This is a genomic window from Shewanella chilikensis (assembly GCF_002836945.1).
Classification (GTDB): domain Bacteria; phylum Pseudomonadota; class Gammaproteobacteria; order Enterobacterales; family Shewanellaceae; genus Shewanella; species Shewanella chilikensis.
In genome coordinates, this window is sequence record NZ_NIJM01000027.1 from 15,631 (window position 1) to 31,500 (window position 15,870).

General features: G+C 46.4%; 7 protein-coding genes. All 7 read right to left on the bottom strand.

The window, feature by feature from the left end:
• Positions 1 to 33: 33 nt before the first annotated feature.
• The 7 genes from CX651_RS11725 to CX651_RS11755 all read right to left on the bottom strand — a co-directional run bounded on the left by CX651_RS11725 (position 34) and on the right by CX651_RS11755 (position 15,768).
• Positions 34 to 906, bottom strand: a complete 873-nt coding sequence (locus tag CX651_RS11725; protein WP_101056196.1) for a hypothetical protein — start codon at positions 904 to 906, stop codon at positions 34 to 36.
• Positions 860 to 1,852 (bottom strand): type IV toxin-antitoxin system AbiEi family antitoxin, encoded by a 993-nt coding sequence (locus tag CX651_RS11730; RefSeq protein WP_101056229.1) that lies wholly within the window; start codon positions 1,850 to 1,852, stop codon positions 860 to 862. The genes CX651_RS11725 and CX651_RS11730 overlap by 47 nt, the downstream gene beginning before the upstream one ends.
• A 129-nt stretch (positions 1,853 to 1,981) precedes the next feature.
• Entirely contained in the window at positions 1,982 to 3,130 is a 1,149-nt protein-coding gene (locus CX651_RS11735; protein WP_101056198.1) for a PD-(D/E)XK nuclease family protein, read from the bottom strand.
• Positions 3,131 to 3,137: 7 nt separating this feature from the next.
• Positions 3,138 to 9,080 (bottom strand): DEAD/DEAH box helicase, encoded by a 5,943-nt coding sequence (locus CX651_RS11740; protein WP_101056199.1) that lies wholly within the window; start codon positions 9,078 to 9,080, stop codon positions 3,138 to 3,140.
• A 14-nt stretch (positions 9,081 to 9,094) separates the two neighbouring features.
• Complete coding sequence (locus tag CX651_RS11745) at positions 9,095 to 11,872, bottom strand: kinetochore protein (RefSeq protein ID WP_101056200.1); 2,778 nt, start codon at positions 11,870 to 11,872, stop codon at positions 9,095 to 9,097.
• Positions 11,873 to 11,907: 35 nt separating this feature from the next.
• Positions 11,908 to 14,673, bottom strand: a complete 2,766-nt coding sequence (locus tag CX651_RS11750; RefSeq protein WP_101056201.1) for a hypothetical protein — start codon at positions 14,671 to 14,673, stop codon at positions 11,908 to 11,910.
• Positions 14,674 to 14,682: 9 nt separating this feature from the next.
• The gene (locus CX651_RS11755) at positions 14,683 to 15,768 is read right to left on the bottom strand and encodes a DNA cytosine methyltransferase (protein ID WP_071475487.1); all 1,086 of its coding nucleotides are present in this window, start codon (positions 15,766 to 15,768) and stop codon (positions 14,683 to 14,685) included.
• Between the last annotated feature and the right edge of the window lie 102 nt (positions 15,769 to 15,870).

The following is a 15,870-nucleotide window of genomic DNA, read 5'->3' on the forward strand; positions in this document are numbered from 1 at the left end:
GCTATCTTCCGTCATGGCAGCTCTCTTCGCTCCCTAGTTAACCGTTTCCCCGTCGCTGACTGCCATTAGCGATCCCTCTAAGTTCAATCCCTTCCAAAAGTCGTGCTGGAGTTGCGCGATTCTCTCATAACTAACTGCTTCCTGACTTTTATACAGAGCACCAATAAACCGATCCATATCTGCAACCAATGTGTTTATCCGGCTGATAGTGTTTGGGTTGGTCTTAGATACAGACAACATTATCCTCAAATCGTATCCAAGGAGGAATGTTCCCTGCCTTTCCATATCATACTCCAGCTCTTCTGCTGGGATAAAAGACTCCCATAATCGGTCTTCTTGAACATGTTGATATTGATGCATGATAGTTAAAAAATCAGCTGCATCTTTATTTGTCTCTATTCCACGATCAAGCCACGCAATGAGCTTTAGTAGGGCCAGACCAGCCAAAGATGCAACTTTAATCAGATGCCCCTGACCAATGTCTACTATTAACGCAGCGTCATAAGCCTCTTGGAACCCTGCCACAGACATTGTCACCGCATGTTCAGGTGGCCATTGAATTTCACCAGCGCTATCCGCAATATCACCAAAAGGAATAATATCAATCGGCATACCACTGTGGGGATCCTGAAGTCGATGAATGTAGTTTTCTATTAAACCCACATCCTTCAAAGCCTGTTTTACCATGCAAAATGCTTCCCAATCTTGAACTAGAATACCAGTATCAATATCTCGGGTTTGACGACCGGGATCCCGGCCAAACACATGGTAAAGAACAATGTCTCGCGCGGTGGCACCAGCAATAAAAAACTGTACACCAGTTTTTTCTGTCGTCCTGGCGATTAACGCTAATAGAGGCTCAAAACCTGGCTTCAGGGGGTGTTTTAAGGTGTAGATATTGCTCATTGATTATCTTCGCGACCTCGTGATTTCGACTATCGTTACTTGCAAGCAATTCTGCAACAGCCAGTAAGGCCCTTAAGTTGTTATTAATTGATAAGTCCTTTCCCCAAAAAGCAGGTACCAACCAGAGCCTACCCGTTTGATCAGGCTTTGCCTTCAACGAAGCTATCTTTTTTTGTAATGGTTCAAAAGTGTAAAGTAAAAAATCATAAGGTTGCAGATAATGTGTCAGTTCATCGGCAGCGACTTCACCTCCCCATACATCATCTGGCGCCACAGGAAGAAGCCTCCAGTCATGGGGAGCATTCAGCTTTATACCACCCAGCTTTGGTCTCAGTACTGTGCGGTAGTGTTCAATCCAAAGATGGTAAAGAGCTTCTTTGTCCAGAATACGCCGGGGATTGCCCAAGCTGACAAGCTTCTCAGAAGACAAATATTGAAATCCCTTGCTAACCATACCTAATGAAATATTTGCCATATCGGCAATAGTACGAAACGGTAGGTGTAAAACCTCATCCTGTACCAATAAGGCAAACAACAGCTTCATAAAACCCAGTCCAGGCTTTCCCTGATGCTTACTGGAACTGACCTGGCTATTTCTCCCCTCAACCCACAAATTTAAACCATTACAGTTCACTCTGGCATTACCAGCTTCATCAATGAAATTAATAGCGTTGCTGGAACAAAAGTCAGCGAGAAAAGAAGACAACCGGTTGCAAACCAACAAGGTATCGGGCCGAGCTGAATCGAGCAGCGGTATTAGGCTTTCTTTGCGATGGATACGCTTTATCTCGACATCAAACTGGTAACGTTTACCATGTGTTATCAAGGTTATTTCAGCGTCAGTGTAAGGCTGGTCATCTGGCTTTTGGTCAAATATAAACTCACCTTGGATATGCGGTGGCAAGTTGTCCATAGCAAGCATTAGCAAGGTAGCTTCCTTGTTCACAAGAGACCCCAGTTCATGAATCATGAACAAATCATAGTCATGAACAAGCAGATCTGCAAGAGAATTGGTGAAACTTCAATACATTCTTCTTCGAAAGTACTCCGAGCTCTAAAGGCCACTATTCGTAATTTAATTCGTCCCTTCACTTTGCAAATGGAACTGAAATGCAGATCTTCTGGCATCTTGCATATTGATGACATAGAAGTTTCGAGGAAAATACTCAGTTGATGTCTCGCTAAAGGTATTTAATCCGTACAGTGAGATTTTTTTTCCTGTTATTTTCGTTGGCACAGGGATGATGCTGGTAGGTACACGAAAGACCTTAACAACTGAACTATCGGGTAGCAGGATCTTCAGCGTAAGAAGATGATCGTCGCTTTCCACTTTAAGTAATTTCCCGCTGATATCGATTCCGCCATGCTGGTGATCAGAAAGAGACGGTTGCATCTGCTTGCGTAGTTTTTCTGTCCAAGCCTGGCATGAGCAACGACAGGAACAATGAGAACAGTACGAGCCAGGACAGGCTAGCTCACATACTGAAAGTGGGATATTCCGTGGCAAAAGTCGATTAATATTTTTGATAATCGTAGTAACCCGTTCAATCAGGTCTGTATTCAGTGTCCCTTCCCAGCTATCACTGCTCCCCGTCAGAACTAAACCAATATCCATATCAGGTGCCTGCTCTTTTACCATTATTCCATAGGCCGCAACCTGCAACAGGCTGGCTTCTTTCGGCTGGTTTTGTTCGTCTGTTACCTTTCCGGTTTTCAAATCAACTATGTTTAACCGACCGGGTCGCTCCTGATATATGAGGTCGGCCCGCCCATGCATGTCGAAATCACTGCTGGTCAGCATAACCTCCCGGCCAATGGGTAATGTTTTTTTGTATGCAGGAAGCCCTTTTACAAAAACAGGCGGCAGAAGCGATCTAACGTAGCGTATCTGGGTAACAAGCATTTGGCGCGACACCAGCCCGGCAATGCCGTGACGATCATAGATCCAGTTTGCTACTGACCCGGCGCGTCGATTGGCTGTCAGCGCGATCGTAAAATCATTTTCCAGTTGCCTGAGGGTATAATTCCCGAAAGCGGCCTCCCTGTGGATGACTGAATTGACGCGTTGATGTATTACCTGGCCCAGAATCACTCCCGGATGCAGCGGTAAACGAGTGTAAGAATGAGCTTCACTTTCCAGCAGGTATTTCGCCGGGCAAACGGCGAAACACCCTAACAGGGAAGGAAGCACCGGACGAGTACGCGATAGCGTCATTTCATTCATTGCATTATCACTCCTGAGATGAGGACGCCAGAGTTCGTAATTTCGCCATTTCTGTCCCCATGCGGCGGGACAATGCAAAAGTATTCGTCGCGTCTACGTCCACCTCGTATGAAAATGCCTCAAGTTCGGGGTTTGCTGCAAATGCAGCATCGGGATCCCAGAATGGATGTAGTACGGCAGCCCAGCGCCCTGTCCCGGTGCGGATCACTGGTATATTCCCCCTCACTTTTACGTCACTGTCGCTGTATAGCGAAGCGGCCTCTTTGGCTAATCGTAGGGCATTTTCCGGCCAGTCAGACACGCCCGAAGATGTAAAATCACCGTTCAGCCCGGCGTTATAGGTTTGATCTAGAAGAAGTTGAATAACATCCAGTCCCAGACGCCAGTCCAGCAATCCGTGATACGGCTGGTTTCCGTATCGGTGCAGGCAGTGATAACACCCCTGAAAGCATCGTTCGCGATGATCGGGTTGCAGGAACTCAGCCAGTGGGTAGGCCGTTTTGTTATTTAAAATATTCTTCATGACCTCAAGGATAATGAGAGAACCTGATTCACCCTTCTGCTGTAGCCGTTCACATAACCCTGAACCATTAACCAGACGATCGGCCATTTGCAGAACCGGTACCGACCTACCGTTTTTCAGCATTTGAACGCGGGGTTCTAGAATTTCGATTTCTTCAGGATCAATATCCAGTAGCTCTTTTGATGCGTAGTTAACAATGATAAAAGACGCAGAGAGCGCAGCAGCTCTGAATGCCGGAGTTAGAGTGGAATATTGTAGTCGGAGGCCAGGCGGGGTTTGGGCAACCATCAGCGCAAGTAGATCAGTCACTTTAGGCGCGGCAAGATAAAATGTGTTTCGGGTTTCTCCCCGATCGGTAAAGCGGTTTTTAACTAGCAGGTCGGCCTCAATAATTTGACTATCCATCCAAACTTGATTCGCCCAAAGCGGTTGGTAAGTCCCTTGTTTTCTGAACGGGACCGATAGGCTCCCCTGTATTGCGCTGAAACCACGCCATGTTTTATCGGTGTAAATTCCCCGATTTAGGCGGTGAAGACATGCCTGCGGCTGAAGCTGTATCGCCACATTAACGTCAGGCTCTGGCATTGCAGAAAAAGTGTAGGCTTCTGCAATTGATACACGGCTGGCCGTAGTCAAAATCTGATCAAAATCCTCTTTGGCCGATTTGGGCTCCAGCGTGGTTATAAACCCATAAGGAACATAGCATTGATAGCGTTCCGCTTCATCCATAACGGCACCGCAGATAGTACATTCAGTAGCTTGCGCGTTTGCAGGAGCCCAGATGTTGCACACCGGACAGGCGGTCATTGTTCTGAGTTCACCCGGTTCGCAGGCATTTGAATAAAATGAGCGTGGACTTTTTCTGCTCTGTTTAAGCATTCCACTATAACCTGCCGTAAAGTAGCGTCGCTTGTCCTGAACCAGAATTTTTCCGGGGGCAAATTCCTGTATCGCAATATCCAGATCGCGATCCATACTGGCAAATTCGATTTCTTTTTCGCCTGTGCTGACAGGCCTTGTCAGCAAAAGGCGTGATCGAGTCGGCATGCCATACATTGGGAATTTTCCGTGTTCCGCCAGCGCTTCTGCTAGCCCTTTCGCCTCCATCGCACTGTCATTCAGTGCGGCGTTAATATCCTGAATCAGTTGCTCCGGCGTCAAAGGCTGAATAATTCTCTGGAACAAATGGTGGTCTTGCTGCGTGCAAGTCCGGGCAAATTCATCGCGCGCCGGGATGGTTGCTTCGATGGCCTGTCGGATTTTTGGCAGCCAGTCCGTTTGGTTTTCTTTCAGCCAGTGCACCGGGAAAAACTCACCATGGTTATCAGGGGCGTACGCGTAGTCGTCAACCGGCCATGGCTGCGCTGCTTTTTCCGTTTGCAGCCTTAACCATTTGAATGCCGACACCAGCCAGATTTTTCGTACCAGTCTCTGGCAGATCATTTCCAGCTTTGTGGTCAGAAACGGTGGCGGAGGGAGATCGCCGGTAATTTTTTCCGGATGGCGGAAGTAAAACAGATCGTGACTCTTGCTGCGACATGCGGTTAACACGAATGAAAACGCCTGCCCACGTCGTCCGGCACGTCCGACACGCTGTTGATAATTAAAGCGCTGTGGTGGCATGTTGGCCTGAAAGACTGCGCGTAAATCACCGATATCCACACCTACTTCCATGGTAGTGGTTACGGAAAGCACATCGACTACGCGAGCGGCCCGGTCAAGGTCTCGATCGGGGGGAAAATCTTTCATTCCTTCCGGTAAAATATCATCGTCGTCGGCAATCAGAATACCTTTAAACCGGCGCAGCCTTGCCGCCGGGTTTTCGGTCATTCCTGTCAGTTCCTCGGAGCGCATCCGGTGAATACCAGAAGAATGTGAGAGGCGTTTGCCGAGATAGTGTTGCATCTGGAGCGTTTTTGCCTCGCTGCATGGCGTTTCTGGTAAAGGAGAGTAGCAGCGAGTACAGATTCCCGCGCCGGTGTGCATATGTATACGCCCACAACGAGAGCATCGCCAGACGCGATCGGTAGGCTCTGCCAGCCGAAAGTGCATTTTACCAATATCAATAATGCCGCCCTGATGGCCCGCCAGATCCATTCGCCGGAGAAAACTATCCATTAAAGATAAAGGCTCGCCTCCCGAGCGCTGGCATATTGCTTGCGTAAAGCGGTACAGGCGGTTTCTGTGATTGATTTCGCGCGCTTCACTCCAGGGTGTTTCCTTTGTTGTGTATTGTGAAGGGGTAACCCGGTATGCGTCCGCCAACACACGAAACATTGCGTCATAAATCGCGAGCTGTTCCCGTGAGTCGTTTCCGGTAATTGGGAGGCAGGAATAACCCCAACCGGACTCTTCCAGCGCGAAGTAGGTTTTACTAAATACGCTTTCTCCCACCAGCCGTTTCAGATCGCGTGAAATCTCCTGTCGTGCCACCAGCAGATTGTCTTCATAGGATGGAAGCGCCTTCCAGCACCACGCCCCTTGCGCGTTCTTTTCAAAGAGCTGTTGCCATGCAAAGGTCAGCGTGCCTTCTTCATGTTTTTCAGGAGCGGGAACCGGCGCGATACCAGTACGATCGGAAGGGTGAATGCCCGCATCTACCTGCGCGCTTAACAGCAGACCAAGCGGTTGGCCGGCATCCGGTGATTCAGGTTCGAGTATTTCACGGAGAGGTATGCTGTCCGCTTCAGGTTTTGATAATAACCTTCTGATTTTCTTTCGTTCATCAGCAAGTCGATCCAACTCATCCTCTTCTTCATCCGACCTTACGTTGAGGTTAATCAGTACTTTGTTCCGGTTCTCTATCTCTACCTGGCGTATTTTTAGTTGGTTATGGGATGGTTTATCAGCCGCAATGGACTGTAGCGAACGTACAACAATTTCTCGTCTGACGTCGTCATGATGACCCGATTCCAGATCGAGCGCCGCCCTGGCGGCGTCCTGACGACTGTCTGAAAACGTTACCAGTTGCTCACGGTTACCTGATTGCTGTAGTTCTGCCATTAGCGAACTGGCCAGTAGCTGTGTAGTTTTCGAAAAACCGACGCGAAAGCTACGGATTGGAGAGAGCTTACCTTTGCCGTATTTGTAGGATGTACCACATGCCGGACACTGAAAGGGGAGCGCCGTTCCCGGCGACTGGCTTGATGACTGGCCTCTTTCCGGGGTGGTAAACTCACCGGGTTTAACATAATAGAACCAGCCCGCGATATGGTTTTCCGGTAGCGATTTTAAGAGCGGTATAGGGTGTTGAATGGTGGCGGTAAATGGATCGTAACTGGCTTTACCCCATGTACCGAAAGCATCATCGTCATTTAACGTTTCGTTGCCTTTCGGCCAGAAACGTTCGACGACGGGCATAAATAGCGCGTATTCTTCGGCAGAACGGCGTTCTACCATGACTGATTTTGCGTGTTCCGGCAGTTGTTCCGTATCCGGGTCGTTGGGTAAAAGTTCAATTCGACTTTCCGAACCAGAAAAGACTGAAGGTTTACCACCCAGAAAGAGATTACCGCAACATTCACAATAGAGTAATTCGACACGCCGCGATGTTTTATCTTTGCCGTAACGTAGGCCGGACTCTACGGTAAGATCGCCAAAATAGCGGTGATTGATTTCTTGTGCAGATGCAGCGCAGGGCGCAGGTAATGGCGCGGCATATAACCCTTCAAGGGCACGCAAAAAAGCATGCGCGCGGAAACGTGGCGCACCGATATCATCAGGAAAGGCATGTGAAAACCATTGCGGCCAGTCTCCCTCAGTCGAGCGTAACCAGATTAATGCCCGGAGCGCTTTTTCACTATGGGGCTGGGCGCTAAACAGGCGTGAACTGAGCATTTCGATTGATGTGGCTCTCGGTGAATGATCGTCCGTATAGCATCCACTTTCAAGCAGGTTGGCTGCCTGTAAGACGACACGTTGCGCCAGTTGCTCTGTAGAGGTTTCACTGACAGCCATTCCCATGCTGCAGGCGACATCCTGCCAGTGTTGTAATGATGTAAGTGGTGCTTTCTGTAACCGACTCACTGCGTCATGAAACGCCTCCAGATCCCCCTGGAAAAGAGACATATTGCCCGGGGGAAGGGGGTCACCTTTGATAATACATTCTCTCCAGTCGCCGGAAGAGGCACCTGAAGGTAACCCCCGCTGACCGAACATCCCCCATAAATATTCGACGCTTTGATCACCTTCAGGCCCTTCAACAGGTAAAGAGGCGCTGGAGGCCAGAATACGCAATTTGTGTCGGTGTTTTTCCTGATCCAGCCCCAGCCGGTTGATCAAATGCTTAAGCAAGTAGCTGACTTCGGTACCGGCGGTTCCTCGCTGTAGATGAAGTTCATCAAGGATAAGATAAAAATAAGCATCAGGGTCGCGCTCAATCCACTGTCGGGTTTGTTCAAAAATAGGATCGTCCACTTCACGAACCAACATCGTTGAAAGCATGCTGGTGTTGGTGATCAGAATATCGGGCGGTGTCTTTTGCATTTCCCAGCGGCTGAGAACCTCTCCGCCTGCGCTTCTGGGGAAATTAAACGATAATTCTTTATTCTTACTCTGCTGCGCTTGTCGTACCGCCTCATGATGGGTCTCTTCTGTTAATTGCATATATTCACGTAGCTCAGTGATTTTTTTAGCCGCGCGCTTTTTCTCATCTTTTTCTTCACTGAGTCGGGGATGTTTGAGCCAGCCAGTTACTTTAGTTGCGCTGGTATAACGGCCAAAGAAGATCCGGTTGCCGCCGAAATGCGTATCCATGACATCATGAGCTTCGCTGGAATCCAGCGCTCGTCGCATACGAACCAGTTGATCTTCTACCAGGGCATTCATCGGGTAGAGGATCAGCGCGCGTACCGCTTTCGGACGTGCGACGGCCTCATGGTCGCGCATAAAAGTGGGCTGTTTATCCGCTACCTTATGCCACCACGGTTGCCAGTGCTTCAGCGCCGGACTTTGCGGCCAACCAGTGGCTTCTTTTGCGATCTGCGCCAAAACCGGCAGTAAAAATGATTCAGTTTTACCAGATCCGGTTCCGGAGGTGACGATGCCTGGCTTCCCTGGCTGTATCCCTCTTTTCAGCATGTCCAGTTGATGAGTATAAAGGTTAAACCGCCCCTTAGTTGGGTCCGTTTTATTGCGGGGCAGAAGTCCACCTAAACAGAGGTCGATGAATGCCGCCCTTTGTTGCGCATTAAACCCTGGCAACCATGTTTCCCCCTGAACATCATTTCGTAATTCACTGATAGTTAAGCCATAGTGCTGATATCTGTGCATGGGCTCAAGAAATAGAGCGGCGCATAATGTCCCTTGCTGTTCCAGTAACGCTCGCCGTTCAGATTGTATGTCTGATGAATCAATACGGAAGGCCGTTTCAAGGTACGAAATATAAAAATCTCTTATTGATTCAAATGTTTCCAGTGGGTTATTCATTATTATTCCTTTGCTTAGAGCTGGAAAAGGTGCTCAAGTACGCTTGCAGATTCACCGGTCTTCATTTCCTGAACATATGGCCCCAATTCCGGGGCAAGAACGTCAACCGTGGTCGCAATATCTTGTGCTGTATTACGGCCGAGACCGTAAGCCAGACGGGCAACGGCTTGTGCTTGTTCATCAGAGAGTGAAGAGAGTAGCGCTGCTTTTAGCGCTTCCCATGGCGCACAAGCCGGGTGCTCCGGATGGTGGTTGTTCACACACATTGTCTGCCATAGTTCTGGGGTAATACGAGAAGGCGTGATGTCAGTATTTTGCTCAAATGGCCGTTCATCCGACCATATATTCTCTGCCAGAAACAGGGGGAGCTGGTGAGCAAGAGGAGCCTGTAATGGAAACGTGCTTTTCCCGGTGGTGAATGTGAGTAAAAAAAGTATCGGGTGTCGGATGGGCAAATGTCGTAGAGCCTGCGACCGATCAGTCCAACTGCATGCGGCAGGATGGGTAGTTCTGAACAAACACTCGTGGAGTTCAGGGAGTAGCGTTTCTGGCGGAGTGCGGTTAAAACCACGCAACTCAACAATGCTCACCAGTCCTGCCTCTTGTTGCTTGGTCAAAAAATCGCCCAGTGTCATGGTATAAGTATTGCCAGATAAGCGGATCAGCGTGGGGGAGTTCATTAAATCGCTGAAGCTAAAATGATCACTATGTACAGACACTTCCCCCCAAACATTACCGGCTAAAAGGTTCGCTAATGAGGCGATAGTCTTTTTTGTCTGTTTTCCCAGCAATCCAACCGCGGGTGTAATACTCGCAGCGGCAATCAGGCTGGATAATAAAGATTCACTTAGTCCCGTCGCCAGCGCCTGTTTTTCGATAGCCGATGATAGTTGATGCTTACGAGTCAGAGCATTCGTCTCTGCTAATGGAAAATTAGGATTTGCTGATTTGGCCACAGATTCTGGTGTTATTCGTTGTTGGGCAGGTTGCTCCTGCGCTGCTTCATTTTTGATTATTGCCCGTAGTAACGCTGTCTGGGCTAGCGTTTCCACTCCCGCTTGAGATGCGGCTTCGAAGGTCTTTTTAATCCGTTGTTCCAGTTCATTTTCTTGCTGGCGTAGTGCTTTATTAATGCGATCGGTTTCCTTTTTAAGTTTTTTCTTCTGATCGGCTATTTCATTTTCAAGCTGTATTTTCTTTTCAGATAATACCATTATTGATTGTTTAATCTGGTGCTGTTCGTTTTCGTAACGAGCCAGTATTTCCTGTTTCTCAAAATTAATTTTCGCCTCAACCTCAGGTAAAGTCAGTAACTGTTGAGTCGTATCATTAAGAAAGGATCTCGTATTTACTATCTGTTCCAGATGAGATACTGCACGAAGATAGGATGCCTCATTATCAGACTCATGTTCAGCAATAAAATGTGTTAAGTTTTGTAGCTGCCCTTTACTGAATTGAGGGAAATTTTTTGCTGAATCAGTTCGTTTAAGCAAGCGTTTAATCCACGTGCCAGCCTCAGCGCAATCATATTTTTCACTCACCTGAGGGAGTTCAGTGATCAACGTGAGGGAATGAGAACCAAGCAGTGTTTGAGAGACCTGACGGTAACTCTCCAGCGGCATATCAAAGTCATATTTTTTAGGATCAGGCAAGTCACCCGGTAACCTCAGGGAGACGCCATCACTTAGCTGAAAAATGATCGGTGTATCGTTTTGTGGTTGGTAGCTAAGTAACCATGCCCTGACAGCGTCAGGTTCATCGGAGGCATGAGGCAGTGTTACGACAGGATAAACACGCGACAGGTAGTCAGTAATGACATACTGCGCGGGTTTATCAGACTGCTGATATCGGGCTTTCCATATTGCCATTTCACCCCGAGTAAATTTTTTGCTGAAATGGTTCTCAAAACCAATGGCTTCACCACCATGAGGAAAAAGATCTTTTACCAGTTCCTCCGGGAGGTCTCGTAGGTTGCCATTAATTAAAAGACTAATCGGTGTAACAAAAAAAGCGCCGGACGTGGTTAACGCTAACACTTTTCCAATGAACATAACTTCATCCATCGCAGTGTCGATTTCGTTGGAAACAACGGGAGGAGCCTGTATTACACTGGTACAATCCATTGTTTTAAGGTCGTTACTGGCTTCAAACTGATCGATAAGTTCACCCAATTTTCGCGCCAGCGGTAAAGAATGTTCTGATAGCTTTTTCCGCCATCGATTATCGGCTGTACGCGTTCCCCTAAGTACGTCAACCAATCCCCCAACAAACAGTGGAATAGTGCGCCCTGGCATAGGAATTTCTTTACCCTGACTAATTAAGGTACATTGTTCAATGTCTACATCAGTGACATTTATTGTCAGGGAGTCAGAAACACCATGTTGGGATAATTCAATCTGTTCGCCGTTCAGGAATTTCGTTATAATTTCAGGGCAGTCAGAAGAAATATAAAATCCAAGAATTGTGCGCCATAGCGGTTTACAGAGCTCAGGACCTTCCGTGTTGCTTTCTGCTTCTAACAGATCCCTAAGAACGGTTTGTGGGTCATTTTGTTCAGAAAACGTCAAGTTTTCACGAAACCAATCAGACACAACAGGTTTGGCCTTAGGTGGTAATGTACGGAGAAAGTGTAGCCTTTTTTCTGGTCCTTTCGGTAAATTATCTGCTTTAGCGCCATTTCTGATGAGCCTTTGTTTACACTCTTGCAAGCATTTGATCAATTCATGAGATTCTGTACCGAAGTAGTACATTTGGCCTAGCCGGTCGCTGATAATATTTTTCTTTTTAGCCATCTTAAACGTTCTCCTTACTACCTGATTCTGTAAAATTATTGTAAGGTTCTGCGCAGCTTGCGTGTTGTGAGTGCTCTGTTCCGTCGTGCCAACGCTCGTTGGCACGACGGGAAGGCCATTACATTGTTCCAGAGTGGTACTTTGCCCCCTGCAAATAAGTAGCCACCATTCTCTGTTATCGACAAGCATCCATGAGCAACGTGGATCCACCACTGTAAAACGGCGGGCGGTAACACAATGATTTTCGTTGACCAGGACCAGTCACTATCGCTTTTTTGCATACCAAGCACTTCTCCTGAACATATCACCTGAGCCATTAATGCCCAGGAGAAGCTATCGGTTTGCCAGTATCCGGCGTTCTGCCGAATAAAATAACGATAACGCTGTTTTTCCTGACATCGTATCAATAAGTTATTAGTCGTTTGAGTTAGCAGCTGTTCTTCTGACCATTGGTATTTTTCAGCTTGCCAAATCGACACATGGAGATCCGGGGATAAAACCGGAATAAACTGCATTTGAGACAGCTGTTGCAATACTCCACTCAAAGCATTTACGGGGAAATCGTCGTGATTAACCAAACGTAACCCAAACGGCTCAATGAAATCATGGACACGCTCTCTGGATGATAGATGCAATTCAATACACCCCATTGAACAACCGTTATCCTCAACTAACCGACGCCCTATTCGTTCACCGTTATTAAGTGCTTTTTGTAGAAGGTTACGTTCACTTCTTGTAAACATCCCCAGAATTCGGGCAACAATTCCCTGATCAGTGGCATCAATGGAAATGGTTCTTTCAGCTAATGAGACTAACGAATATGGTGCATGACGTCGTTGTACTGCACAAAGCCAGCCAGCGGCAAAGAGCATGCGACGCAATTGCCATTCGGGTATCCTCGTTACCTTTGATACGGGTTCAATATGTTGTTTTAATTCACCAAAAGGCAATGTGCTACGGCGTTGAAAACGCAAGGCCAGTGCCTCAGCGATCCAATCAAATGCTGCGGGTATATTATGTAATCCGGTATATTTACATGTTACAGGAAGGCAATTTTCATACTGCCATAACATCTGAGGAACACTCAATGGCATTATTTTCTCGCGTTTCAGTGAGGGGAACACTGCTATATCCCCTAATGCCATTAATACTCCCGATGGTCCATCAGTCAGCCAATCATGTGGTTCTGTAATTTTACAATAAGTGGCGTAAGGCGCATGATCTAATACGTGTACATCAAAGTTTACAGGAGCATCTGAATGCGCCAGCATAAGTTCATAGCGACAAAATGCCTGACCAGATATTTCCATCAGTTCTTCTGGTGGAATAAATAATCCTTCAGCCCCCTGAGATAGCGAGCCATGGGTTAATTCTTCTCCGTCTTTATTACTAATGACATAGCATCCTCTTAGTACTTCAGGCATATAAATAATGGGGGAGCTAGCAGGATTAAGCAGTATAGCCTGCCCAAACCGCGCTGCGCCTGACATACGAGGTTGGGCAGGCCGCCATCCCTGTATTAGAAAACGACGTGCTTCTTCTGGCAATAAACGGGCTATCTTATCCAGCGTTTGACTGTCAACTTTATCGGAAAAAACTATCGACCATTTGGTAGATTTAATATTCCGACGTTGTGCTCTTTTGCCAGCCTTTTTCAAGGCTGTAAAAATACAGTTTGCATATTTATGGTGAAGTATCAAATAGAGTGGAGAATTATCATAATATTCTCCTTCTGAACTAATATGAAAAAAATTATCACGAAAAAGCGGTAAACACCCAGACCGCAGTGCAACTCCCACTCGTGATTTATAGAGATAACCATTCTGTTTTTTTAATAATAAATCTATGGAGTTTAATGTGGTGCTTATATCTTTCTCGTAATATATGTTGTTATAATTATCTGTTTCATTAGGCAATGAGTAATAACGCTGAATTTCTGAGATGGTAGCAGCAGCATCATCCATAAGAAGATAAATCTCTGGATTACCTGAATCGTTAAATTCCAGGTGAATACAATACTTGCCATTTTCTTTGAGCTGTTCTCTCTCTGTATGTACCGTGATATCACGAACTGCGCCCCAAAAAGGAGAGTCATAGGCCTGCTGCATGGCAGCCTTTGAAAGTAATGATCTGAACTTAATAAATTCCTGGTTAAAAACTTCGCCAAAACAAGATATATGTTGATGTACTAACTTGTTAACTGACTCAAAGGTTGAGTGGCTATCTAATTCATTGTTGACGAGTATGTCACGTAAGAAAACCTCATCTTTATAGCAGGGGAAGGCAATTCTTTTGGAATACCCAATCAATCTTTCATTTTTTGATGGTTCTGGGAGTACTAAACGGGTGCAGTTTTGTTTTCTACTACTCCATCTTTCTAATCTCTCCCATAAGTTGGGTAATTCAGTAAAAATAAATTCTTTCTTTTTATCAAAACCAAGCAGTACAGAAAATCGGACCCGAAAATTCCCTTCGTCATGTGTCTCATCATCAGCACTGGCAGCAAGTAATGTTAAATATAAAACGGCAAAATAAGTAGGGTATCCTTTTCGTTGCTCTAAAATATCTAACCGTGACTCATCCCTGAGAGCAGCCTGGATTTTAGACGCCTCTTTTCCAAACGAAGCCAGAAAACTTCGCTTAGCATCCTCTTTGCTTCGTGGACCTGCAAGTTGCTCAAAAATGCGTCCCGTAGTATCAATTCGACTTAAAGTTGAGCCCGTATACGAAGACTCAAGAAAGACGATCTTTACTAGTTCAGCGTTCCATTGTTCTAAAGTAACCGGGAAAGAATCATCCATACTCACCGCCTAATTACCGTTCGCTGTCATCTTTTTCAAACCTGCACCAGAAAACAAATGCCGAAAAAGTACCTCAGCCAGTAGTGGAGGAACGGCATTACCAATTTGGGTAAATTTTGACTCGACATCTCCTACTGGTTCAAAACCCTGTGGAAAAGTTTGTATTCGTGCACATTCCCGCCATGATAACCGTCTTGCCTGTTCCAGTTTGGGACGAGAAGTATCCGCAGTTAGATGTTCATATTCATCAGAAAAATCCCAGCGCTGCTTCCAACCATTCTCCAGGTTTGACCACGTTAACTTCATCACCGGGCTGGCAGGATGTAATGTCACATGACGCCAGTTAGCGACGACGGTGTAAGCAGGGCTATCCCATTGAGCTTTGCGGTTTCGGGACATGAAATACCATGAGAAATGTCCTTCAGGATCGTGTGGTCGTTCGTAAAACTCACCTTCAGGCCATAGAGGTAAATCCCTGATAGCCTCACCATGCGAAATATAGGGTTTTAAATGAGGATTCTTTTTTGTCGCTTTGCCATGTGTTTCAGCAGGAAATTCAAAGTATTGCCCCAGATCGTTTCTGACACCAATGATAAACAAACGCTTGCGAGACTGAGGCACGCCATAAGCCCTTGCGTTTACCATATGATAGCTGACCTGGTATCCGGCAGCTTTGTATGCCGTGAGCTGTTGTTCCAGAAAACTACCGGCCCCCAAATGTTTCAAGCCCGAAACATTTTCAGCAACAAAATACTTAGGCCGAACGGTCTCTAATACCCGTAGAAAGTGTTTATAAAGGTTTGTTCTGTCGTCATTGTTTGGTTTTCTGTTACCTGCCATTGAAAATGACTGGCAGGGATAACCACCAACAACAATATCAACATTCGGAAAAGACTGAATTTGAGAGATATCGCTGTGTCTGATATCAGTATCTGGAAAATAGTTGTTTAATGTTTTGCAAGCATTCTCTACAACATCGTTGGCAAAGACGATGTCTCCACCGGCTGAGGTAATTCCAAAATCCATGCCTCCGCAGCCGGAGAATAGCGAAAGTACTCGGATATTATCATTGTCTCTTTCAAAAATACTGTTCATATACCCATGCCAAAATTCTTTTATAACAGAGCAAAAACTCTCAATGAATTATCAAATTATCCATAAAATCATGGGGAAAGATTATACAGTAGCACAACAAAT

Bases quoted from the DNA above. Each gene is read 5' to 3' on its own strand.
- CX651_RS11725 (WP_101056196.1), bottom strand. From the start codon at position 906: ATGAGCAATATCTACACCTTAAAACACCCCCTGAAGCCAGGTTTTGAG.
- CX651_RS11735 (WP_101056198.1), bottom strand. From the start codon at position 3,130: ATGAATGAAATGACGCTATCGCGTACTCGTCCGGTGCTTCCTTCCCTG.
- CX651_RS11740 (WP_101056199.1), bottom strand. From the start codon at position 9,080: ATGAATAACCCACTGGAAACATTTGAATCAATAAGAGATTTTTATATT.
- CX651_RS11745 (WP_101056200.1), bottom strand. From the start codon at position 11,872: ATGGCTAAAAAGAAAAATATTATCAGCGACCGGCTAGGCCAAATGTAC.
- CX651_RS11750 (WP_101056201.1), bottom strand. From the start codon at position 14,673: ATGGATGATTCTTTCCCGGTTACTTTAGAACAATGGAACGCTGAACTA.
- CX651_RS11755 (WP_071475487.1), bottom strand. From the start codon at position 15,768: ATGAACAGTATTTTTGAAAGAGACAATGATAATATCCGAGTACTTTCG.